The sequence below is a fragment of the Nocardia pseudovaccinii genome (assembly GCF_050942345.1).
Classification (GTDB): domain Bacteria; phylum Actinomycetota; class Actinomycetes; order Mycobacteriales; family Mycobacteriaceae; genus Nocardia; species Nocardia pseudovaccinii.
Genome location: NZ_CP192074.1, coordinates 1,351,825 through 1,377,732 on the forward strand (window position 1 = coordinate 1,351,825; position 25,908 = coordinate 1,377,732).

Here is a 25,908-nt window from a genome sequence, read left to right on the forward strand (position 1 = left end):
ACCGCTGTTCCAGGTGATGTTCACCTTCCAGAACATGCCGTCCGGCCCCGTCACGCTGCCCGGGCTCGAGGTCGAGGTGCTCGATCTCGCGCTGGCGGAGGCCAAATACGACCTGCAGCTCACCGGCATCGAGTTGTTCGACGCGGCCGGTGACCTGTCCGGACTGGATATGCGATTCGGCTACGCGACCGATATTTTCGATGCCGCCACCGTCCGGCTGTTCGCCGCGCGGCTACTTCGGATATTCGAGGTAGTCGCGGATGATCCGGCTATCGCCATTCGCGCCATCGATATTCGCGGCGAAACTTCCCACGGCGAACGGCCCGACAGCCCGGCGGATCTGGCCGCGCTGATCGCCGCTGCCGCCGAAATCGATTCCGGTGCCGTCGCTTTCACCCACGACGCGCACACGGTGACGTTCGGCGAGCTGGCCGCCAAGCTCGCGACGGTCGCCAAAGCCATGGGCGCGACAGCGAAACCGGATGCGCTCATCAACGTCGCCCTGGCCGGAGTGGTGCCCGGCCTCCTGGCCGCCCTCGGCGGTAGTGGTCTCGCCGCAGTCCTGCGGTCCCTGCGCAGCGAGGCGCGGGCCGTGCTCTCCAACTCGGATTCGGAAGTCGATTCGGAAGGAATCAACTGATGCCCCAGGCAGAATCGGTCGCATCCAGCAAACTCGGCAATCGTATTGCCGCATATGATCATTCGGCACTGCGCCGGGCGTACGGACTCGACGATCTCCCCATCCTGATCGACAAGGTCGCCGAATTGGATCCGGAGCGGGTCGCTCTGCGGCACGACGGGACCACCATCACCTACGGTGTGCTGGCCACCGAGATCATGGTGCTGGACGAGGCGATGGGTGGCGGTCTCGGTGCCGACGCGCTGGTATCGGTCGTAGTCTCCAGCCAGCTGCCCGCCCTGCTGGAGTCCGGGGACGGCGCACTCGGCACCGTGCTGGAGCGACTGCTCGATGACGCCCTGACGGCGGCGGCGCACGTGCTGCCGTCGATATTCGCGCCGATCGAGACCCTGGTCAGCGAATTCGAGGCACAGGTGCGCCGGACACCGGACGCGGTAGCCCTGGAGTACGCGGGTGCGGCATTGGCCCACCCGTCGCCCGACCACCACCCCTCATCGAGTCGCTACGCGACGCTGACATATGCGGAGTTCGACGGCCGGGTGAACGCCCTCGCGCTGCGGTTGATCGACCTGGGTGTCGGCCCGGACAGCCTGGTGGGGCTTGCCGTCCGACGCTCGTTCGACCTGCTGGTCGGCATGTACGCGATACTGAAGGCGGGCGGTGCGTATGTTCCGATCGATCCGGAGCATCCGGCCGAACGCATCGGCTACGTGCTCGAGGTCGCCACGCCGGTCCTGGTACTCACCACGACCCAGGACCAGCCCGAGCTCGGACCGGGTATCCCGGTACTGCGGATCGACGAATTCGACACCGTCGAGGCAGCGGTGTCGATCGATGACCGCCTGCGTCCGTCTGCGGACAATACGGCCTACGTCATCTTCACCTCGGGATCGACGGGACGTCCGAAAGGTGTTGCGGTATCGCACCGTTCGATTCTGGCCAACCTGCGGTGGCGACAGCGGCTGTATCGGCTACGCGGCGACGATGTGGTGCTGCAGAAGACGCCGTTCACCTTCGACGTCTCGGTATGGGAATTCTTCTGGCCGTTGCAGGTCGGTGCGCGACTGGTGATCGCGGCGCCGGATGGTCATCGCGATCCGGCATATCTGGCGCGCACGATCGCCGAACGCGGCGTCACCGTCGCGCATTTCGTGCCTTCCATGCTCGCGGTATTCGTGGCCGAGCCGCAGATCGAAAGCGCGGCACGGACCTTGCGCCTGGTATTCGCCTCCGGCGAGGCGCTACCGGCCGCCACTGCGGCCGCCTTCCGCGATATCAGCGGCGCGACACTGCACAACCTGTACGGTCCCACCGAGGCCGCCGTCGATGTCACGGCGCACGAGGTCACCGCCGCCGACAGCACGATCGTGCCCATCGGTGCGCCCGCCGACGACACCGAATTGCTGGTGCTGGACGACAATCTGCGGCCGGTCGCCAGTGGCGTCGTCGGTGAGCTGTATCTCGCCGGTGTGCAGTTGGCCCGCGGCTATGTGGCCCGTCCCGGACTGACGGCCGACCGATTCGTGGCCAATCCGGAAGGTGCGCCTGGTGATCGGATGTACCGCACCGGCGACCTGGTCCGCTGGCGCACCGACGGCAGCGGCGGCCCGGACGAACTGGAATATCTGGGCCGCATCGACTTCCAGGTCAAACTGCGCGGGCTGCGGATCGAACTCGGCGAGGTCGAGGCGGCGCTGCTGCGCAATGAACAGGTCACGCAGGCCGCGGTGCTGCTGCATCGGCATGCGGGCGGCGATCATCTGGTCGGCTACGTGGTGGCCGACGGTGGCGTCATCGTCGATCCGGCCGCGGTACTGGAATCGACGCGCCGGGACCTACCGGACTACATGGTGCCGTCGCTGGTGGTTGTCCTCGACGAAATGCCGGTCAATGCCAATGGCAAGCTCGATCGGCGCGCACTGCCGGAACCGGTATTCGGATCGGCCGCGTACCGGGAACCATCGACCGAGGCAGAGGTGGCCGTCGCCGAGATCTTCGGCCAGCTGCTGGAGGCGGAACGGGTCGGCGCGGACGACGACTTCTTCGCGCTCGGCGGCAACTCGCTCATCGCCACCCGCGCCATTGCCCGAATCGGGGCCGCGCTCGACATCACCGTCGATGTCCGCGATTTTTTCGACCGCCCGACGGTAGCGGCGCTGGCCGGGCTGGCACGGACCGGAGCCGCACGACCGGCGATCACAGCGGCCGCGCGGCCGCAGCACATTCCACTGTCCCCGGCGCAGCGGCGCATGTGGTTTCTCAACCGGTTCGGCACGCACACCGAATCCGCCTACGTCTTCGATACCGCGGCGGTGGACAATATTCCGGTCGCACTGCGGCTACACGGTGCACTCGAGGTCACCGCCCTGTCCGCGGCGATCACCGACCTCGTTGCCAGGCACGAGATCCTGCGCACCGTCTATCCGCAGACCGCCGATGGTCCGGCTCAGGTGGTGCGGCCGATGCACGCCGTGTTCGACCTTTCCCCGAGCGATATTCCCGAGGTCGAACTCGCCGCCGCGGTATTGGCCAGCGCGGTACAGGGATTCGATGTCACCGAGGAAATTCCGGTCCGGGTGCGGTTGCTGCGCAGCGGACCCGAGGATCACACTTTGGTCCTGGTGGTGCATCACATCGCGGCCGACGGTGTCTCGATGGGACCGCTGATGCGCGATCTCGTCACCGCCTATACGGCCCGTCGTGCCGGACGTCGACCGGACTGGGCGCCGCTGCCCGTGCAGTACGCGGACTACGCGCTGTGGCAGCGGGATGTGCTCGGCAGCGAGCACGATCCGGAATCGGTAGCCGCACGCCAACTCGGATTCTGGGCCGCCGAATTGGCCGACCTGCCCGCACAGCTGGATCTGCCCGCCGATCGGCCCCGCCCCGCCGTCGCGTCCTACCGCGGGGCGACCCATGAGTTCGCCATCGACGCGGAGCTACGCCATGCGATCGACCGGATCGCCGCCCGCAGTCGAGCCACGCCCTTCATGGTGGTCCATGCGGCACTCGCGGTCCTGCTCGCGCGCCTGTCCGGCACCGCCGATATCGCCATCGGCACACCGGTCGCGGGACGCGGCGATCGCGCACTGGACGACCTCGTCGGCATGTTCGTCAATACCCTCGTGCTGCGTACCGAGGTCCGGGGCGAGCTGAGCTTCGCCGACCTCGTCGCCCATGCGCGCGAGCGCGATCTGAATGCGTTCGCGCACAGTGATATTCCCTTCGAGCATCTGGTCGAGGTGGTGAACCCGGCGCGTTCCCAGGGCAGGCATCCGCTGTTCCAGGTCGCGCTGTTCATGCAGAACATCGGCCCGATCGCATTGACTATGCCCGGCCTGGACGCGGAGCTGGTCGATTTCGATCCCGGCTTCGCCAAATTCGATCTGCAGCTGACCCTCTCCGATACCGAGACGGGTTACCGCGCCGAATTCACCTATGCCACCGACCTGTTCGACGCCGCGACCGTGCGCGAGTTCGGTATCAAATTTCTCCGGCTGCTGCGCGCGGCGGCCGCCGATCCGGATGTCACGGTCGGCGATATCGAACTTCTCGACTCGGGTGAACTCGATTATGTCACCGCGAGCTGGAATGCCAGCGGGCACAGAGTCGCCGATCAATTTCTGCACGAAGGGTTCGACAGCCAGGTTCGGCGCACGCCGAAGGCCGTTGCCCTGGTGTCCGATACCGCCGCACTCACCTACACCGAACTGTCCGAGCGGGCCAATCGCCTCGCGCGCATGCTGATCAGCACCGGCGTCGGCCCGGAATCGCTGGTGGTGCTCGCGATGCCGCGCTCGATCGAGCTGGTCGTCGCGATGTACGCGGTGCTGCGCGCCGGTGGCGCCTATGTGCCGGTGGATCCCGGACATCCGGCCGAACGCAGCTGGCACATCCTCGATACCGCGCGGCCGCATTCGGTACTCACCATGCGCGGTACCGGCTTCACCCTCCCCGCGACCGTGCCGCCGAGCGTGCACCTGCACCATATCGACGAACTGGACCTTTCTGAGTACTCGGCGGCGAACATCGCCGATCGCGAGCGCCGTGCGGTGCTGCGGCCCGAGCACCCCGCCTACGTAATCTTCACCTCCGGCTCGACGGGCCGACCGAAGGGCGTATCGGTCGAGCACCGCGCCATCGCCAACCAACTCGCCTGGATGCACGCCGAATATCGGCCGCGCGTCGGCGATGTCTATCTGCAGAAGACCGCGACCACCTTCGACGTTTCGCTGTGGGGATACTTCCTGCCGCTGCGCGCGGGCGCGACCCTGCTCCTCGCCACGCCCGACGGCCACCGCGATCCGCGCTACCTCGCGGAAACCATTGCCCGCCACGGCGTCACACTGACCGACTTCGTGCCATCGATGCTCGCGGTTTTCGCCGCCCACGCCCAAGCGAACGAACTCGATTCGCTGCGCGATGTTTTCGTCATCGGCGAGACCTTGCCGCCGGAGACCGTCGCGGCCTTCCACGCGGTGAGCGATGCCGCGCTGCACAATCTGTACGGCCCGACCGAGGCGGCCGTGTCCATTACCTATCGCGAGGTCACGGTCGACGACGAGCTGGTGCCGATCGGCGAGCCGGAGTGGAATTCCCAGGTGTACGTGCTGGATGCGCGACTGCATCCGGTACCGATCGGGGTACCCGGCGAACTGTATCTGGCCGGTGACCAGCTGGCCCGCGGCTATCACGGCCGGGTCGATCTGACCGCGGATCGCTTCGTGGCCAACCCTTTCGGCCGAGCGGGTGCGCGAATGTATCGCACCGGGGATCTGGTGCGCTGGAGCGCCGATGGGGAACTCGTCTACCTCGGCCGGATGGACTTCCAGGTGAAGTTCCGCGGTCAGCGCATCGAGCTCGCCGAGATCGAGGCGGCACTACTCGTGGCGCCGGAGGTGAGTCAGGCCGCGGTACGGCTGATCGATGGCGACTATCTCGCGGGGTACGTGATTCGCACGCCGGGCGGCGTTTTGGATCTCGACGCTGTCAAGGCCGGGCTGGCCCGGCGTCTTCCTGGATATATGGTGCCGACCGCGCTGATCGAGCTGTCCGAATTCCCGCTCAACAGCAGCGGCAAGCTGGACCGCAAGGCGCTGCCGGTGCCGGTGCTGCGGCAACAGAGCTTCCGAGCGCCGACCAATGCGGCACAGCGTCTGGTCGCCGCGGTATTCGCCGAGGTGCTGCGGGTGGAACGAGTCGGTCTCGATGACGATTTCTTCGCGCTCGGCGGCAGTTCGCTGGATGCCACCCAGGTCACCGCGCGGGCGGGGGAGGCCATCGGCACGCGCATTCCGGTGCGCGCTCTTTTCGACGCCTCGACGGTCGAGGGATTCGCGGCCGCCGTCGACGAGCTCAGCAGAGCCGGTGCGGCCGCACGGCCGCTGGTGCGCCGCGAGCGTCCGGCACGGATTCCGCTTTCGCCCGCGCAGCAGCGGCTGTGGTTCCTCAACCGGATCGAAACCCAGGACGGCGCCGCCAGCGTGTACAACCTCCCGGTCGTGCTCCGGCTCACCGGCAGGCTCGATGTCACCGCGCTGGAGCGTGCGGTGCTCGATGTGCTGTCCAGGCACGAATCCCTGCGCACCATCTACCCGGACAGCGAATCCGGTCCGTACCAGTCGATTCTGACGCCGACTGGCATCGGCCTGACTCTTAATCCGGTACCTGTCGAACGTGCCGATCTGACGGCCGCCATTACCGCGATCACGACCGCCGGGTTCGATGTGACCACCGAACTGCCTTCGCGCGTCGCGCTATTGATCGTCGATCGGGTGGACGACCGGCGCGGCATTTCTGGCGACGAATACGTGCTGGTCTTCGTCGTTCACCACATCGCGGCCGACGCACTTTCGATGACACCGCTGGTCACCGATCTGGTGCACGCCTACCTGGCCAGATTAGGTACCGCATCGCGCAGCGATTCCGTGGGGGGTGGTGGTCGGGCGACGGGCGGGCCCAGCCGGAGGCCGGATGGGCGCGAGCTGCCGGTGCAGTACGCGGATTACAGCCTCTGGCATCGCGAGTTGCTCGGTTCCGAGGACCGACCGGGCGATCCGGCATACCAGCAGTTGCGATTCTGGCGCGCCGCCCTCGACGGCATGCCGACCCAACTCGCGCTGCCGACCGATCGCCCCCGCCCCGCGCTGCCATCGAATCGCGGTGCCGCAGTGGGCTTCGAGATAGAACCCGAGTTGGCCGCCGCCCTGCGCGTACTCGCACATCGCAGCGGTGCGACGCTGTTCATGGTGGTGCACGCGGCCTTCGCGGCGACGATTGCGAGATCGAGCGGCACCGATGACGTGGTGATCGGATCGCCCGTCAGCGGTCGCGGCGAACGCCAACTCGACGCGCTCATCGGCATGTTCGTGAACACCTTGGTACTGCGCACCCCGGTCGCTGCGGCAGCCACCTTCACCGAACTCCTTGCGGGCGTGCGTGATGCCGACCTCGCTGCCTTCGCGAATGCCGATCTGCCGTTCGAGCGGCTGGTCGATGCCATGGGCGTGGACCGGAGCACAGGAGCGCACCCGCTGTTCCAGGTGCTGTTCAGCTTCGGTACGGCACCGCGTGTCGTCGCGGGCAGTCGGGCGCTCGAAGTCCCGTGGCTTACCGTAGAACCGCTCGAATCGCCGGATCCCACCGCGAAATTCGATCTGCATCTGGTGGTGAACGAACGCGCCGGTGATCACGGGCTCAGCGGCAGCCTGCGCTATGCCACCGATCTGTTCGATGCGGCGACCGTGGCCGCGTTCGTCCGTCGCTTTCGGCGGTTGCTCGCCATCGTGGCGGATATGCCGCAGACCCGGATCGGCGAGATCGAGCTGTTGGCTCCCGACGAGCGGTCGATATTGGATCGCTGGAACGACACTACGCACGTTGTCGACGAAACCCGGACGCTCGCTTCGTTGTTCACCGAGCAGGTGGTGCGCACTCCAGGAGCACCCGCGCTCACCTTCGAGGGGACAACCCTGTCCTATGCCGAATTCGCCGGACGGGTGAACCGGCTGGCACGCTGGCTCACAGCGCAGCGCGTCGGTCCGGATTCGCTTGTCGCACTGGGCATGCGACGCTCGATCGATCTCGTGGTGAGCATGTATGCCATCACCGTGGCGGGCGGCGGCTATGTACCGCTGGATCCGGACCATCCGGCCGAACGCACCGGTCACATCCTCGATACCGCCGCTCCACTCTGTGTGCTGACCTCGGGTATGGATCTGGATATCGCTGCCACGCAGGTCCGTATCGATCGACTCGACCTTTCCAAGTATTCGGCCGCGCCGGTTACCGATGTGGATCGGCGCGCGCCGCTGCGGGCCGCCAATACCGCCTATGTCATCTTCACCTCGGGCTCGACGGGGCGGCCCAAGGGTGTCGCGATGACCCACCGCGGCATCGTGAACCGGCTGCTGTGGATGCAGTCGGCGCATGTCGCGCTCGATGGCACCGATGCGCTGCTGCAGAAGACGCCGGTGACCTTCGATGTTTCGGTGCCGGAGTTCTTCTGGCCGCTGCAGGTCGGCGCCCGGCTGGTTTTGGCTCGTCCGGATGGTCATCAGGATCCGGGGTATCTGGCGGATCTGATTCGGCGCGAGTCGATTACGGTCGCGCATTTCGTACCGTCCATGCTCGGTGTCTTCGTCGCGGACGATATCGATGTGCCCACACTGCGGCACGTGTTCTGCTCAGGCGAGGCGCTGCCCGCCACCATCGCGCAGCGGGCACGCGCGGTCACCGGCGCGCGGGTGCACAACATGTACGGGCCCACCGAGACGGCGGTCGAGGTCAGCGCATACGAGGTGACCGCTGCCGATAGCGGTCCGCTGCCGATGGGCGGGCCGATCTGGAATATCCGTGCGTATGTGCTCGATGCGCGGTTGCGTCGGGTGCCTGTCGGTGTACCTGGTGAGCTGTATCTGGCCGGAGCTCAGCTGGCCCGCGGCTATCTCGGCCGGGCCGATCTGACCGGTGAGCGGTTCGTGGCCGATCCGTTCGGTCCGGCCGGTGCCCGGATGTATCGCACCGGCGATCTGGTGGTCTGGCGGGCGGCCGATCAGCGGGGTGTGCTGGAATTCCTCGGCCGCACCGACTTCCAGGTGAAGGTCCGCGGCCTGCGGATCGAACTCGGTGAGATCGAGTCGGCGTTGCTGTCGGTTGCCGGAATCGCGCAGGCAGTCGTCGTGGTTCGCGACGACCACGGCGACCAGCTGGTCGCGTACCTGGTGGCGGGCAGTGAACTCGATATCGATAGCGTCCGAGCCGAAGTCGCGCGGCGGCTGCCCGCCTACATGGTCCCGTCGGCCTTTGTCGCCTTGGACGAATTCCCGATCACGACCTCCGGCAAGCTGGACCGAACGGCATTGCCCGCACCGGCTTTTGCGGCTGCCGAATTCCGCGCGCCGAGCGATCTCGCGGAAACCCTTGTCGCCGAGACATTCAGCGCGCTGCTCGGTATCGACCTGGTCGGCGCGGATGACGACTTTTTCGCCCTCGGCGGCAATTCGCTCATCGCCACGCAACTCGCGGCGCGGCTCACCAGGGCGACCGGGGCGGATGTACCCGTTCGCACCGTCTTCGACGCCTCGACAGTGCGCGAGCTGGCGCGTCGGATCACGGTCGAGCAGCAGGCGCCACCTCCGGCCCTGCCGCCGTTGACGGTTCAGGATCGCACTGAGCCGATTCCGCTGTCCATCGCCCAGCAGCGCATGTGGTTCCTGAACCGATTCGACTCCGCGAGTGGCGGATACAACATCCCCTTCGCGCTGCGCCTCACCGGTGTGCTGAATGTGCCCGCACTGGAACGTGCGATTGCCGATGTCATCGCCAAGCACGAGACACTGCGCACCATCTATCCCGAACACGACGGCGCCGCGACGCAGGTGGTGCTGCCCGCCGGGACCAAGCTGGTGGAACTCGTCGCTCGTGCGGTGTCGACATCCGAGTTGCCCGAACTCGTCGCCAGCGCGGCCGAGACCGGATTCGATGTCACAACCGAAGTTCCGTTGCGCGTCCGGCTACTCCGAATCGACGACGGTGCCAGCAGATCCCGCCAACAGGTGTACGTACTGCTGTTCGTCGTGCACCACATCGCCGCCGACGGCTGGTCTTTCGCGCCGCTGACCAGGGATCTGGCTACCGCTTATGTGGCTCGCTGCGCGGATGTCGCACCGTCCTGGAGTCCGCTCGCCGTGCAGTACGCGGACTTCGCGATCTGGCAGCGCGATGCTCTGGGCCGGGCCGATGACAAGGGTTCGCCGCTGGCCCATCAGCTGCGCTACTGGACCGGTCGGCTCGCGGGCGTTCCCGAGGTGTCGACGTTGCCCACGGACCGGCCGCGCCCTGCGGTCGCCTCGAACCGCGGCGGTGCCATCACCGGCCGTCTCGATCGGGTATTGCACCAGGGCATACAGGATGTGGCGGCCGCCCATCGGGTCACCCCGTTCATGGTGCTGCACGCCGCGCTCGCGGTACTACTGAGCCGCCTGAGCGCTGCCGACGACATCGTCATCGGTACGCCGGTCGCCGGACGCGGTGACGAAGCCCTGGACGAGCTCGTCGGCATGTTCGTCAATACGTTGGTGCTGCGTACCGAGGTGCGCGCCGACGCAACGCTCGGTGAGCTCTTGGCGACCGTCCGCACAGCGGATCTGGCAGCCTTCGATCACGCCGCCGTGCCCTTCGAACAGCTCGTCGATGTGGTGAATCCCGTTCGCTCGCAGGCACATGCGCCGCTGTATCAGGTGGCGATGGCATTGCAGAACCAGTCCAAGCCGGACTTCCGGCTGCACCGTTTGAATATCGCCGCGCTCGATATCGGGCCCGCACCGATCCAGCTGGATCTGGACTGGACGCTGACCGACCACTACGACACCGACGGCGCGGCCGACGGCATCGATGTGCATCTGCACTACGCGCTGGACCTCTTCGACAAGGCAACCGTCGATGGGTTCCTGGCGGGTTTCGAGCGGGTAGTACGCGCCATGGTGCGTGACGCGCGAACCCTCGTCGGCAATGTCGAGTTGATGTCGGTGGCAGAACGCGGACTGCTGCTCTCGGATCGCAATGCCACCGCGCGGCTACTGCCTTCGGAGACCCTCGACGATCTGCTGACGGCCCGTGTGGCCGCGACACCCGATGCCGTCGCGGTGATCTTCGAGGACACTTCGGTGACCTACGCGGAACTCGAAACCCAGGTGAATCGGCTTGCGCGCTGGCTCATTTCGGCAGGTGTCGGTCCGGAGACGATCGTCGGACTCGCCGCGCTGCGATCTGTCGACATGCTGGTGGCCATATTCGCGATCGTGCGCGCGGGCGGTGCCTACCTGCCATTGGATCCGGCCCATCCGGCCGAACGGATCGCGCAGGTGATCGACAGTGCCGCACCGGCTCTGGTGTTGGCCGTCGGCGGCGCGGAACTGCCCGACCTCGGTGACGTCGGTGTCGTCGATCTCACCGACCTCAGCGGCTTCGACGCCGCGCCGAGCGTCAGAGCGCCACTGCGCCGCGACAATACGGCGTACGTGCTGTTCACGTCCGGCTCGACCGGCCGTCCGAAGGGGGTCGCGGTCACCCACCGCGCCATCATGAACCAGCTGCGCTGGCTCGAATTCCGCTACGGCGTCACCGCCGCCGACCGCATTCTGCAGCGTGCCCCGCTCACCTTCGATGTCTCGGTGTGGGAGTGTTTCCTGCCGATCGCGGTCGGTGCACCGCTGGTGATCGCCCGTCCGAGCGGCCACCTCGACCTGGCGTATTTCGCCGGAATGCTACGCGAACACGGCATCACCATCGCCGAGTACGTGCCATCGGTACTCGCGGCGCTCATCGGTGAGGGCATGGGCGCTGCGCTGCGCTCCTTTCGTCATCTGCACTGCGGCGGTGAGGCGCTCACGCCGGACCTGCTCGCCGCGATTCGCGAACATGTCGGCGGCGCGGTGCACAACGCGTACGGCCCGACCGAGGCGGCGATCTCGGCGATCTATCACGAATTCACCGACGGCGATTCCGGCCATGATGTCGCCATCGGACGTCCGTGCTGGAACACCCGCGCCTATGTGCTGGACGCACGGTTGCGCCCGGTCCCGGTCGGTGTCACGGGCGAGCTGTATCTCGCGGGCGACCAACTGGCCCGCGGATACCACGGACGCGCCGGACTGACCGCCGAGCGCTTCGTGGCCGATCCGTTCGGTGTGCCTGGCAGGCTGATGTACCGCACCGGCGATCTGGTGCGCTGGAACCGCGGCGGCGACCTGATCTACCTGGGCCGCAATGATTTCCAGATCAAGTTGCGTGGTCAGCGGATCGAACTCGGGGAGATCGAATCGGCGCTGGCCGGGGTGGCGGGCGTGACGAATGCCGCGGTGATATCGATGCGCGACACCTCGGGCTATGACTGCCTGGTCGGCTACATCAGTGGGGCGGAACTGTCCTCGGATGCGGTACTCGCGCAGGTGCGTGAGCATCTGCCCGCATATATGGTGCCCGCGCAACTGGTTGTGCTCGACGAGATGCCGCTCACCACGGTCGGCAAACTCGACCGCGCGGCGTTGCCAGCAGTGGAAGTCGCCGGTACCGCAATGGAGTTCCGCGCACCGCGGGAAGGCACCGAGTCGGTACTCGCCGCACTGATGGCCGACCTGATCGGTGGCGTGCGGATCGGCGCGGATGACGACTTCTTCGCGCGCGGTGGCAATTCACTTTTGGCCATGCGCCTCGTGGCTCGAGCGAACGCGGCGTTCGGTAGCGCGCTGACCGTGCGCGAGATCTTCGAAGCACCGACCGTGGCCGAATTGGCTCCGCGGGTGACCCGCGCCGATGTCGTGCGGCCCGCGCTGGTGACGCGAGATCGTCCGGAGCGTCTTCCATTGTCGCTGGCCCAAACTCGGATGTGGCTGCTGAACCGGCTCGATCCGGAATCGGCCGTCTACAACATTCCGATCACCATCCGCCTGACCGGTGCATTGGACGAAGCAGCGCTGCGTGCCGCGTTGCGTGATGTTGTCACCCGGCACGAGTCGCTGCGCACCGTATTCCCTGCGGACAGCATCGGTCCCGCACAGTTGGTGACCGAATCGACCGTGGAGTTGCAGCGGGTCGATATCGCCGAATCCGACCTGACCGCGGCGGTTGTCGGCGTCGCCGGGATCGGCTTCGATCTGCGCACCCGGATACCGGTGCGTGCCACGCTGTTCCGGGTCGCTTCCGACGATCATGTGCTCGTCGTGGTGGTGCACCACATCGCCGCCGACGGTGTCTCGACGGCTCCGCTGGCGCGGGATCTGATGGTGGCATACAGCGCCCGCACCGAAGGTGTGGCACCGCGATGGCAGCCGCTGCCGGTCCAGTACGCGGACTTCACACTGTGGCAGCACGACGTGCTCGGCTCGGCCGACGATCCCGAGTCCGTACTGGCCCGCCAGATCGCGCATTGGCGCACCGAACTCGACGGACTCGCCCCGGTGCTCGAACTGCCCGCCGATCGGCCGCGCCCCGCCGTGGCATCGGGTCGTGGCGCTGCGGTCGAGTTCGCCATCACTTCGGAACTGACCGCCGCGATCGCGGATCTGGCCCGCAAACACGGGGTGTCGTCGTTCATGGTGGTGCACGCCGCCTACGCGGCGCTGCTGGCCCGCCTGGCCCGCGTGGACGATATCGCCATCGGCACCCCCGTCGCGGGCCGGGCCGAGGCGGCGCTGGACGATCTGGTCGGCATGTTCGTCAACACGCTGGTGTTGCGCACCGAGGTCGCGGCCGGGGCAACCTTCGCCGAACTGCTCGCCGGGGTGCGTGCCACCGATATCCGAGCATTCGCACATGCCGACCTGCCGTTCGAGCGACTCGTCGATGAGCTGAATCCGGTTCGTTCGCAAGCGCATTCGCCGATCGTGCAGACATTGCTCACCTTCGAGCATCGTGACGATACGGTGCTGCGCCTACCCGGGCTCGAGGTCGCCGCGTATCCCATCGACAATCAGGTCGCCCAGTTCGACCTCGCGCTCGAACTCGCGGAGGGCGACGGTACCGCGCTGCGTGCCGTCATGCGCTACGCGACGGATCTGTTCGACCGGGCGACAGTCGAATCGTTCGCCGCCCGCTTCGTGCGCCTACTCGAGGCGGTGGTCGCCCATTCCGCCATACGCGTCGGCGATATCGAGCTATTGGACCGGAACGAGCTGTTCCTGCTCGATCGTTGGAACGAAACGTCGTTCGCGGTAAACCGGTCGCAGACTCTGGTTTCGCTGTTCGAGGAACAGGTGTTGCGGACACCCGACGCGACCGCCGTCATGTTCGAGGGGCGGAGTCTGGCCCACCCGTCGCCCGACCACCACCCCTCATCGAGTCGCTATGCGACGCTGACGTATGCCGAGTTCGCGGGCCGGGTCCATCGCCTGGCGCGATGGCTGGTCGGGCATGGCGTAGGCCCGGATTCGGTTGTCGCGCTCGGCATGCGGCGCTCGCTCGACTTGGTGGTCGGCATGTACGCGGTCACTGTCGCCGGTGGCGCGTACCTGCCGCTCGATCCCGACCATCCGGCCGACCGGATCGCCGATGTACTCGAGACAGCGCGTCCGGTGTGGGTGCTGACCGCTGGTACCGATCTGGAAGCAGTTACGGCACGCCAGGTACGGATCGATCGTCTGGAGCTGACGAGATATTCATCCGCGCCGCTGACCACAACGGATCGTCTCGGCGTGCTGTTGCCGGACCACCCCGCGTACATCATCTTCACCTCTGGTTCGACCGGCCGTCCCAAGGGCGTCGCGGTGTCACATGCCGCGATTGTCAATCGCCTGGTGTGGATGCAGTCCGAGTATGGGCTCCACATCGACGACGCGGTATTACAGAAGACCCCGGCGACTTTCGATGTCTCGGTCTGGGAGTTCTTCTGGCCGTTGCAGATCGGAGCGCGATTGGTGCTCGCGCGGCCGGACGGTCACCGGGATCCGGCCTATCTGGCGCGGTTGATCAGCGATGAAGGAATCAGCGTCGCGCATTTCGTGCCTTCGATGCTCGCCGTGTTCCTAGCCGAACCCCGTGTGCGTGACTGTGTCACGCTGCGCGCGCTATTCGCCTCAGGTGAGGCGCTGCCCGGACCGACCGCGCAGCGGGCCCGTGCGCTGACCGGAGCCCGCGTGCACAATCTGTACGGGCCGACCGAGGCGGCGGTCGATGTCACCTTCCACGAGGTGACCGATGCCGATGCGGAGTCGGTGCCGATCGGCAAGCCGGTATTCAACACCCGATTGCTGGTGCTGGATGCACGGATGCGGCTGGTGCCGGTGGGTGTGCCCGGTGAGTTGTACCTCGCGGGTGAGCAGTTGGCGCTCGGCTATATCCGCCGGCCGCAGTTGACCGCTGAACGTTTCGTCGCGAATCCCCTCGGCGGTGTGGGGGAGCGGATGTATCGCACCGGTGACCTCGTCCGGTGGACCGCGAGCGGTGAGCTGGAGTACCTGGGCCGCACCGACTTCCAAGTGAAGCTGCGCGGGTTGCGGATCGAGCTCGGTGAGATCGAATCCGCGCTCACCGCAATGGATGTCATCGACCAGGCCGTTGTCGTGGTGCGTAGCGACGAGCGACCAGGCGATCAGTTGGTCGCCTACTTGGTGGCGGACCCCGCAGTCGATATCGACGACGTGCGCGCGGAACTGGACACCGCACTGCCCGCCTATATGGTTCCGTCGGCCTTCGTCGTGCTCGATGCTCTCCCGCTCAATACCTCCGGCAAGCTCGATCGCGCCGCGCTGCCCGCTCCCGTATTCGAGACCGTCACCTACCGATCTCCCTCGACCGAGACCGAACAGACCGTTGCCGAGATCATGGGCGAACTGCTCGGCATCGAGGGAATCGGCGCCGACGACAACTTCTTCGCACTCGGTGGCAATTCACTGATCGCTACTCAGCTGGCCGCCCGGATCGGTGCCGCGCTGGATGCCGAAGTTCCCGTGCGGATGATGTTCGAGGCACCGACCGTTGCCGGAATGGCCACCCGCGCCGCCCTGCTCACCGGTACCGGCGGACGTCCGGAGCTCACCGCGCGCCAACGCCCCGACCTGATTCCGCTTTCCCCCGCACAGCAACGGATGTGGTTCCTCAACCGCTTCGATCCCGGCGAGACGGTGAACAATATTCCCGTCGCGATCCGGCTCACCGGAGATCTCGACACCGATGCGCTCGCCGCCGCGCTGGCCGACGTCGTCGCCCGCCATGAAACCCTGCGCACCGTATATCCGGACGTCGATGGCACCGGCTTCCAACGGATTCTGGACGCGAAGCCCGAAATCGTCGGGCTGGATTCGTCGGCGCTGGTGGATCTGGTTGCCAGACCTTTCGACGTCACCACCGAAATACCAGTGCGCATCGGCCTGGCCGCCCTGTCGGATCGCGAGCACCTACTCGCCCTCGTGGTGCATCACATTGCGGCGGACGGTTTCTCGATGGCTCCGCTGGCGCGCGATATCGCGAACGCATACGCCGCACGGGCCACCGGCACCGCACCGACGTGGACAGACCTGCGTGTGCAGTACGCGGATTACGCCCTCTGGCAACGTGAGATCCTCGGAGCCGAGGACGATCCTGAATCGGTGGCCGCACAGCAACTGCGCTACTGGACCCGCGTGCTCGGCGGGTTGCCCGCTCAGCTCGATCTGCCCTCGGATCGGCCACGTCCCGTCATTGCCAGCCACGCCGCCGCGAGCACCACCATCGGGCTCGGTGCGGCCATCCGCGACGGCATAACCGCCATCGCCGCCCGATACGACGTCAGCCCGTTCATGGTCGTCCATGCCGCGCTGGCCGCCTTGCTCGCGCGACTGTCCGGCACGGATGACATCGCTATCGGCGCACCGATCGCGGGTCGCGGTGCCGCCGCCCTGGACGACCTCGTCGGCATGTTCGTCAACACACTGGTGCTGCGCACCGAGGTGGCGGGGGCGGACTCCTTCGCCGCGGTACTGCGTCGGGTCCGCGACGGTGACCTGGATGCCTTCGCCAATGCCGATGTGCCGTTCGAGCGGCTGGTGGAGGTGCTGGATCCGCCGCGCTCCGAGGCGCGGCATCCGCTGTTCCAGGTCGCGCTGTTCTTCCAGAATCTCGCTCCCGTATCGGTGGAGCTGGCGGACATCATGGTCGCCGAATACGAGATCGGCTACGAGACAACACGATTCGATCTGCAACTGACCGTCGCCGATGACGCGCTGCGCTTCACCTACGCCACCGACCTGTTCGACGAGTCGACCATCGCGACGTTCGGCGCACGCTTCATTCGCCTGCTCGGCGCGGTGATCGACCATCCGGAACAGGTCGTCGGCGATATCGATCTGTTCGAGACCGGTGAGCTGGAACGGGTGGTGACTGCGTGGAACGACTCCGCGCGCACCGCGTTCGTCGCGGAAATGCTGCTCGACGAATTCGAGCAACAGGCCGCCGCGACACCGGACGATATCGCCTTGGTCTTCGACGGAACCACCACGACCTACGGCGAACTGGACCGCAGGACCAACCAGCTGGCTCGATATCTGATCGCGACCGGTGTCGGGCCGGAGTCGTTGGTGGCCTTGGCGATTCGGCGTTCTACCGATCTCGTGGTCGCCATGTACGCGGTGCTCAAGGCGGGCGGCGCCTATGTGCCGATCGACCCGGACCATCCTGCCCAGCGCATCGCTCACATCATCGACACCGCCGCACCTATCGCACTGCTCACCACAGAGCGTGATCGTCAGGACTTCGGATATGCCGGGGCGACAGTGTGCGTCGATACCGTTCCACTGGTTCACTGTGCCGACGACCCGATCGCGGTGAACGAGCGGACCGCGCCGATTCACCCGCAGAACCCGGCCTATGTGATCTTCACCTCCGGTTCGACCGGAAAACCCAAGGGCGTCAGCGTCTCCCACGCCGCGATCGTCAACCAGATGACGTGGATGCAGTCCGAGTACCAGCTGATCGCCGAAGACGTATACCTGCAAAAGACGGCGACCAGCTTCGATGTCTCGCTGTGGGGCTACCTCCTGCCGCTGCGCATCGGTGCGACGCTGGTGCTGGCCGCTCCGGACGGCCACCGCGATGCCCGGTACCTCGCGAGCGCAATCGCCGAATACGGCGTGACCGTCACCGATTTCGTGCCATCGATGTTGAGCGAGTTCGCCAGACATGTCGAAACCGCCGCCGACCTCGACACATTGCGCACGGTATTCGTCATCGGCGAAGCGCTGCCCGCCGAGACCGTCCGTGCCTTCGGCGCGGTGAGTTCCGCGCGCCTGCACAACCTGTACGGCCCGACCGAGGCCGCGGTGAGCATCACCTACCGCGACGTCACCGGTGAAATCGAACGCACCGTGATGCCGATCGGCAATCCGGAATGGAACAGCCGCGTGTACGTGCTGGATTCCCGGCTACGACCGACACTGCCCGGGGTCGCGGGGGAGTTGTATCTCGCGGGCACCCAACTCGCCCGCGGGTATCACGGCAGGCCCGACCTGACGGCGGACCGCTTCGTAGCGAACCCATTCGGACCCGCGGGCGAACGCATGTACCGCACCGGCGACTCGGTCCGCTGGGACACGAGTGGCGTCACCCCTGAACTCGTGTACCTGGGCCGCACCGACTTCCAAGTGAAGTTCCGCGGCCAGCGCATCGAGCTCGGCGAGATCGAGGCCGTACTCGCGGCGGTGCCCGCTGTGTCGCAGGCCGCGGCCAGCGTGGTCGGCGACCGGCTCGTCGGCTATGTGGTGAGCGACGCACAAGATGTGCGCGCGGCAGTTCTGGCTGCCGCAGTGGATGTGTTGCCGTCGTACATGGTCCCATCGGCGATCGTCGTACTGGCTGCCTTCCCGCTCAACGCCTCCGGCAAATTGGATCGAAAGACACTGCCGGAGCCGGTATTCGACAGCGTCGCCTACCGTGCGCCGGTCACCCCGGTCGAGCGGTTGGTGGCAGAGGCATTCGAGGCCGTACTCGCGCGGTCGCCGATCGGTGCCGACGACAACTTCTTCGACCTCGGCGGCAACTCACTCATCGCCACCCGAGTCCTGGCCAGGCTCGGCGAGCGGCTCGGTCGGGTGCCCGTGCGGTTGCTGTTCGAGGCGCCCACCGTGCACGCTTTCGCGGCACGCCTGGCCGCGCACGCACATGACCGGGTCCTACCACTGATCGCCGGGCCACGCCCCGAGCGCATTCCGCTCGCGCCCGTACAGCGCGGCATGTGGTTCCTCAACCGGCTGGACCCGGACTCGGCCGCCCACAATATCCCGGTCGCGGTGCGCATCGCGGGCGAGTTGGACGAGGCGGCGCTGTGTGCCGCGTTCGCGGATGTGATCGCCCGTCACGAGGCACTGCGCACGGTATATCCGGCCGATGCGAACGGCATCGGACACCAGGTGATCCTGCCCGCCGAACCGGCCCCGGTATCCCTGGTGGTCGAGACGCCCGGCTCGGTGGACGAGCGCATCGCCGAGTTCCTCGGCACCGGCTTCGATATCACCGCAGAGGTGCCGGTGCGCGCGATACTGCTGCGGGAGCACGCGACCAGCCATGTACTCGTCGCCGTGCTGCACCACATCGCGGCCGACGGCTATTCGATGGGGCCACTGCTGCGAGACCTGTTGTCGGCCTATCTGTCCCGAGTGGTCGGGGGGACCCCGGGCTGGCCGGAGCTCGCCGCACAGTACGCCGATTACGCGCTCTGGCAGACGGCCGAGCTGGATTCGGTTGCGGCCGAACAACTCACCTACTGGACCGAAGCGCTGCGGGGTCTGCCGGAAGAACTGGCTATGCCCACCGATCGGCCACGCCCAGCTGTCGCGTCCAAGCGCGGCGGCACGGTGCGCGCGCGCATCGGCGGTGGGGTCGGCGCCCGCATTTACGAGCTTGCCGCGCGTCACAACGCGACACCGTTCATGGTGGTACACGCCGCACTTGCCGTATTGCTGGCCCGTCTGTCGGGGTCCGCCGATATCGCCATCGGCACCCCGGTCGCGGGCCGCGGTGCGGCGGCGCTGGACGACCTGGTCGGCATGTTCGTGAACACCCTGGTGTTGCGCACATATCCGGACCCGGCCCGCTCGTTCACCGATCTGCTCGACGAGACCAGAACAAACGATCTGGCCGCGTTCGCCCATGCGACCGTGCCGTTCGAGCGCGTTGTCGATGAACTCGGCATCGAGCGCACGCAATCCGAGCATCCGCTGTTCACCGTGGCGCTGAGCTATCCGAATACCGGCACGGAGGAATTCACGCTGCCCGGCCTGGAGTTGACGGCTGTCGAATTCGATGAGCCGGTCGCACGATTCGATCTCCAGTTCACCGTCGCGGCAGAACTCGACATCGAAGGTCACCTGGCAATCGAACTCGACTACGCGACAGAACTTTTCGAGGAGACAACCGCTACCGGACTGCTTCGACGGTTCGGTCGGGTAATCGGCGCACTCACCGCCGATCCGTCCGCGCCGATCGGGGCCGTCGATGTGCTCACTCCGGCCGAACGGACGGAACTGCTGGCCAGGCGGGGCGATGAACCGGTGTCGCCGCATACCCTCGCCGAACTGATGGCCGCAACCGTTGCGATGAATCCCGATGCCCTGGCGCTGATTTCGGACGACGGTGCGCTGACCTACCGCGCACTGGACGAGCACTCGTCCCGCCTGGCCAGAATGCTGATCGGCCACGGCATCGGCGCCGAGGACTTCGTCGCCGTGGCCATACCGCGCTCCGCCGAATCCATGCTCGCGGTCTGGGCGGTGGCCAAGACCGGTGCGGCCTTCGTCCCCGTCGACCCGACATACCCGGCAGATCGAATCGCACACATGCTGTCGGATTCCGGTGCCGCCGTCGGCCTTACGCTCACTACGTGCCGCCAGATGCTGCCCGACGCCGTCGAATGGCTGGTGCTCGACGCACCCGCCACGGCGGCCCGCATGCGGCATTCGAGCGCGGCACCCATTGCTCCCGATGAGCTGACACGTCCGGTCCGCGTGGCCAATCCCGCGTGGATGATCTACACCTCGGGTTCGACCGGCACCCCGAAGGGCGTAATCGCCACCCACGGCGGCCTGGCGGGAGTGGCGCGTGCACAGCGGGATCGCTACCAGGTCACCGCGACATCGCGCGTCCTGCACGTGGCATCGCCCAGCTTCGACGCCTCCATGCTCGAACTCTTGCTCGCCCTGCCCGCAGGTGCCGCACTGGTGATCGCCCCGGCCGGTGTCTACGGCGGCGCGGAATTGACCGCGCTCATCCGGGATCAACGGGTGACCCACGCCTTCATCACCCCGGCAGTGCTGCAGACACTCGATTCCGACGAACTCCCCGAACTCACCCACCTGACCGTCGGCGGCGAGTCGTACGGCCCCGATGTGGTGCGGCGCTGGGGAACCGGGCGTGCGTTCCACAACACCTACGGCCCGACCGAGACCACGATCATCACCAATATCAGCGCGCCGCTGCGGCCCGGCGAATTCGATCTGGGCACCACTGTCCACGGCATCTCCGCGGTGGTGCTCGATACTCGATTGCAACCCGTCCCGGATGGGGTGACCGGCGAACTGTACTTGCGCGGGCCGGGTCTGGCTCGCGGATATCACGCGCGGCCGGGACTCACGGCGGATCGTTTTGTCGCCGATCCCTACGGTCCAGCGGCCGGACGGCTGTACCGGACCGGTGATCTGGTGCGCTGGACCGCATCCGGCGCGATCCAGTACGTCGGACGTGCCGATTATCAGGTGAAGGTGCGCGGTCAGCGCATCGAACTCGGTGAAATCGACTCGGTGCTCTCGGCCCACGAGAGCGTCGAATTCGCGGTGACGATCGGGCACACCGATGCCGCGGGTTCGGTTTCGCTGGTCGCGTATGTGGTAGCTGACCGAGCGATCGACACCGCCGAGCTCACCGCTTTCGCCGCGCGCTCACTGGCCGCCTATATGGTGCCCGCCGCCATCATGGTCCTCGACGAGATCCCGCTGACCCCGGTCGGCAAGCTGGACCGCAAGGCACTGCCCGCACCCGAGTTCCGTACCGCGACCTTCCGTGCACCGGAGACGGCCGCCGAGAGGATCGTGGCCGAGGTCTTCGCCGAGGTGCTCGGCCTGGCAGCGGTCGGTCTCGACGACGACTTCTTCGCCGTCGGCGGAAACTCCCTGACCGCAACACAATTGGCCGCACGGCTGAGCGCTCGATCGGAGACCTCGGTCGGCGTGCGACTTGTCTTCGAGAACCCGACCGTATCGGCCTTGGCCGCCGCTCTCGACACCACTGCGACGCATGCACGTCCGGCACTGGCCCGGCGCGCCGACACCGATCCGATCCCGCTTTCGCTGGCACAGCAGCGCATGTGGTTCCTCAACCGCCTCGACCGCCAGTCCACCGCCTACAACATCCCACTGGCAGTACGACTGACCGGTGATCTCGATATCGCGGCACTCGATGCGGCCATCAGCGACGTGGTCGAACGCCACGAAGTGCTGCGCACCGTCTACCCGCAGCGCGAAAGCGGACCGGTACAGGTTGTTCTGCCGATGGCCGACGCGGGAGTGCCGGTGCTGGCCCCGATTCCGGTGCCCGTCGACGATCTGAGCTCCGCGGTCGCGGATTTCGTCGGTGGCGGATTCGATGTCACCGACTCGGTTCCATTGCGCGCCAGGCTGTTCCGTCCGGTGGCCGGTCCCGTCGATTTCGGTGAGCATGTGCTGGTAGTGGTCGTGCACCATATCGCCGCGGACGGCTCGTCATTGGTACCGCTGGCACGTGACGTGATGACCGCCTATGCCGCACGTAAGCACGGCAATGCACCGGAGTGGACCCCGCTGCCGGTGCAATACGCGGATTTCAGCCGCTGGCAACGGGATCTGCTCGGCAGCGAGGAGGATCCGGATTCGCTGATCTCTCAGCAACTCGGGTTCTGGACCGCAACCCTCACCGGACTGCCCGCACAACTCACGCTTCCGACCGACCGCCCCCGACCCGCCATCGTCTCCACCCGCGGTCGGCATGTCGACTTCACCATCGACGCCGATATGCAGTCGCGATTGGCGGATCTGGGCCGGAACACCGGGGCGACACTGTTCATGGTCCTGCACGCCGCCTTCGCGGTACTGCTGGCCCGCCTGTCCGGCAGCGCCGATATCGCCGTCGGTACTCCCGTCGCGGGCCGTGGTGCGGCCGAACTCGACGATGTGGTCGGCATGTTCGTCAATACGCTCGTGCTCCGTACCCAGGTGGACGGGGCTACCGGTTTCACCGAACTCCTGGATCGGGTGCGCGCCGCGGATGTCGCCGCCTTCTCCAATGCCGACGTACCGTTCGAGCGGCTGGTCGAGGTACTGAATCCGGAGCGTTCGACCGCACGGCATCCGCTGTTCCAGGTCGGCTTCTCTTTCCACAACCAGGCCGAGGCGGAATTCGCACTGGACGGATCGACGGCCACCGCAGTCGATTTCGACTCGGAAATATCGCAATTCGACCTGCATCTGGTCGTCACCGATCGCTACGGTCCGGATGGAAATGCGGCAGGCATGGCCGCTTCGATCACCTATGCCACCGCACTGTTCGATGAAGCCACGGTCGCCGGTCTCGCCGGACGACTGCAACGCCTGCTGGCCGCCATCTGTGCCGAACCGCGGCTGCCGGTCGGAGATCTGGCGCTACTGGACACCGCCGAACGCGACCGGATGCTGGTGTCCTGGAATCGGACCGAATACGAATTCGCTACCACTACCCTCATCGCGGCCTTCGAGGCGCAGGTCGCCGAGACGCCCGATGCGGTAGCGATTGTCGATGACGCCGTAGTGGTCACCTACGGCCAGTTCTCCTCACGGGTGAACCGGCTCGCCCGCGCGCTGATCGGCCGCGGTATCGGCCCGGAATCGCTGGTGGCCCTGGCTATTCCGCGCAGTGTCGACCTGCTGGTCGCAATGTACGCGGTGGTGACCGCGGGCGGCGCGTATGTCCCGCTCGATCCGGCCCACCCGCTCGACCGGACCACGAGCGTACTCGCCGCCGCGAACCCGGCGCTGGTGCTGACCTCGGCCGAGCGGCCGATGCTGCCCGAGTCGGTGGCGGATCACGATGTGGTGCTGGATATCTCGGTTGCCGCCGGTGTCCTCGACAGCAGTCCGATTCGTGGTGAGGAGCGGCCGTCGACGCTGACTCCCGCACACACCGCCTATGTCATCTTCACCTCGGGATCGACCGGAACCCCGAAGGGCGTCGCCGTCCCGCACGCGGCGGTCGCACACCAATTGGACTGGCTGCAAACGGAATACGCGCTCGAAGCCGACGGCGCCACACTGCTGATGACCTCGGCCGCCTTCGATCTCTCGGTCTGGGAATTCTGGTGGGCCTTGCGCACCGGTGCCCGAGTGGTGCTGGCACCACAAGGCGCACAGCGTGATCCGGCGAGCGTGCTGGATCTGATCCGGCGCGCCTCGGTCACCACGGTGACGCTGGTGCCAGCGCTGCTGGCCATGCTGGCCGAGGTCAGCGGCGACCAGCGACTGCCGAGATCGCTGCGGCGACTGCTCGTCATCGGCGAGGCACTGCCCGCCGCGACCGTCGACCGGATCGGCGCACGTACCACTGCCAGGATCGATAACCTGTACGGCCCCACCGAGGCGGCGGTCTCGGTGACCCGGTTCCGCACCGGCGGCGGTATTCGCCAGACGGTCGTCCCCATCGGCACACCCGAATCCGGAAACCAGGTCTACGTACTCGACGACCGCCTGCATCCGGTCCCGACGGGTGTGACCGGTGAGCTGTACCTGGGCGGCGCGCAGCTGGCCCGCGGCTATCACGGAAAGCCCGACCTGAGCGCGGAACGGTTCGTGGCCAACCCGTTCGGCGCACCCGGCACCCGGATGTATCGAACCGGGGATATGGTCCGCTGGGGTGCGGACGGCAACCTCGAATACGTGGAGCGCCGTGACTTCCAGGTGAAGGTGCGCGGCTACCGCATCGAACTCGCCGAAATCGAGCACGCGCTGCGCTCACGTCCGGCGGTCGCCGAGGCCGTCGTCATCGCCCATCGCGGTGACCTGCTGGTCGGGTATTTCACCGCTACCGAGCCGATCGAGCCGAACGCGCTGAAATCCGCACTGACCGATACCCTGCCGAGCTACATGGTTCCGGCCGTGCTGATCCAACTGGATGCCCTGCCGCTCAACGCCAATGGCAAAGTCGACCGGAGCGCACTGCCAGAGCCCGAGTTGGGCACCCGAGAATTCCGCGCTCCGGAAACGGAGTTGGAGCTGCTGGTCTGCACAGTCTTCGCCGAGTCGCTGGAGGTCGAGCGAATCGGCATGGACGACAACTTCTTCGAACGTGGCGGTAATTCACTATTGGTCACCCGACTCGCAGCCCAGCTGAGTACCGCACTCGCCGAACAGATCCCGGTGATATGGCTGTTCGCCGCGCCGACACCCACGGACCTGATCACACAACTGGAACTGCACCGCCGCGGCCGCGGTCGCGTCGACGCGCAAGCGGCCTTCGATGTCCTGCTACCGTTGCGCCCCGGAGGCTCTCGCGAACCGCTGTTCTGCATCCACCCGGTCGGCGGCGTCGCCTGGTCGTTCGCGGGTCTGGCCGCACATATCGATGCGGAACGCGGCATCTACGGCATCCAGTCCCCGGTACTGAATTCCGCTGCACCGCTTCCGGATTCCATCGAGAACTGGGCCGGACACTACGTCCGCGAAATCCGCGCGGTACAGCCCGAGGGCCCCTACCACCTGCTCGGCTGGTCGCTCGGCGGCGTACTCGCACACGCCGTCGCGAATCAATTACAGGACCAGGGCCAATATGTCGCATTGCTGGCCATGATGGACAGCCCGCTGCACAGCACGGTGGACGAGACTGCGACGGTGCCGATGGCCGATCTGCTCGGCGGGCTGCTCGGCGAACAGGCCGACGACACCGATACCGAACTCGATCGCAGTCGGCTCGCCCGGCGCATCGCCGAACTTCCGGAACCGTTCGCTTCCTTCGGAGTCGACCGGCTCGGCCGACTCCTCGACGCGGGCACGCACTCACTGGAACTCATCACCCGCTACCGGCCACGGCCCTACAAGGGCAATCTCGTCTACTTCACCGCCGCACTCGACGACCCCACCGGGGCCACCGGCGCGGCCGGGTGGTCCGACGCGGTCGACGGCACCGTGCACAACCATGCCGTCCAGGCCACGCACTGGCGCATGACCTCCGAATCCGCCCTCGCCCGCATCGGCCACGTCCTGACGAATGTCTTGGCACACGCCGACCGGGCCTGAACTCTCCCACCA

Annotated in this window: 2 protein-coding genes (1 of these 2 only partly in view); both read left to right on the forward strand. The window is 66.7% G+C overall.

The window, feature by feature from the left end:
* Positions 1-640: the 3' end of a non-ribosomal peptide synthase/polyketide synthase gene (locus ACQPZ2_RS06270; RefSeq protein ID WP_433524686.1), read on the forward strand. Its footprint begins 17,048 nt before the window's first position; the window shows 640 of its 17,688 coding nt (coding positions 17,049-17,688); the start codon falls outside the window, past its left edge; the stop codon is at positions 638-640.
* Positions 640-25,896 (forward strand): non-ribosomal peptide synthase/polyketide synthase, encoded by a 25,257-nt coding sequence (locus tag ACQPZ2_RS06275; protein ID WP_433524687.1) that lies wholly within the window; start codon positions 640-642, stop codon positions 25,894-25,896. Before ACQPZ2_RS06270 ends, ACQPZ2_RS06275 begins: the two co-directional genes overlap by 1 nt.
* Positions 25,897-25,908: the final 12 nt, after the last annotated feature.

What these genes read in the sequence shown, in the direction of transcription:
- ACQPZ2_RS06275 (WP_433524687.1), top strand. Translation starts at nt 640, where the DNA reads ATGCCCCAGGCAGAATCGGTCGCATCCAGCAAACTCGGCAATCGTATT.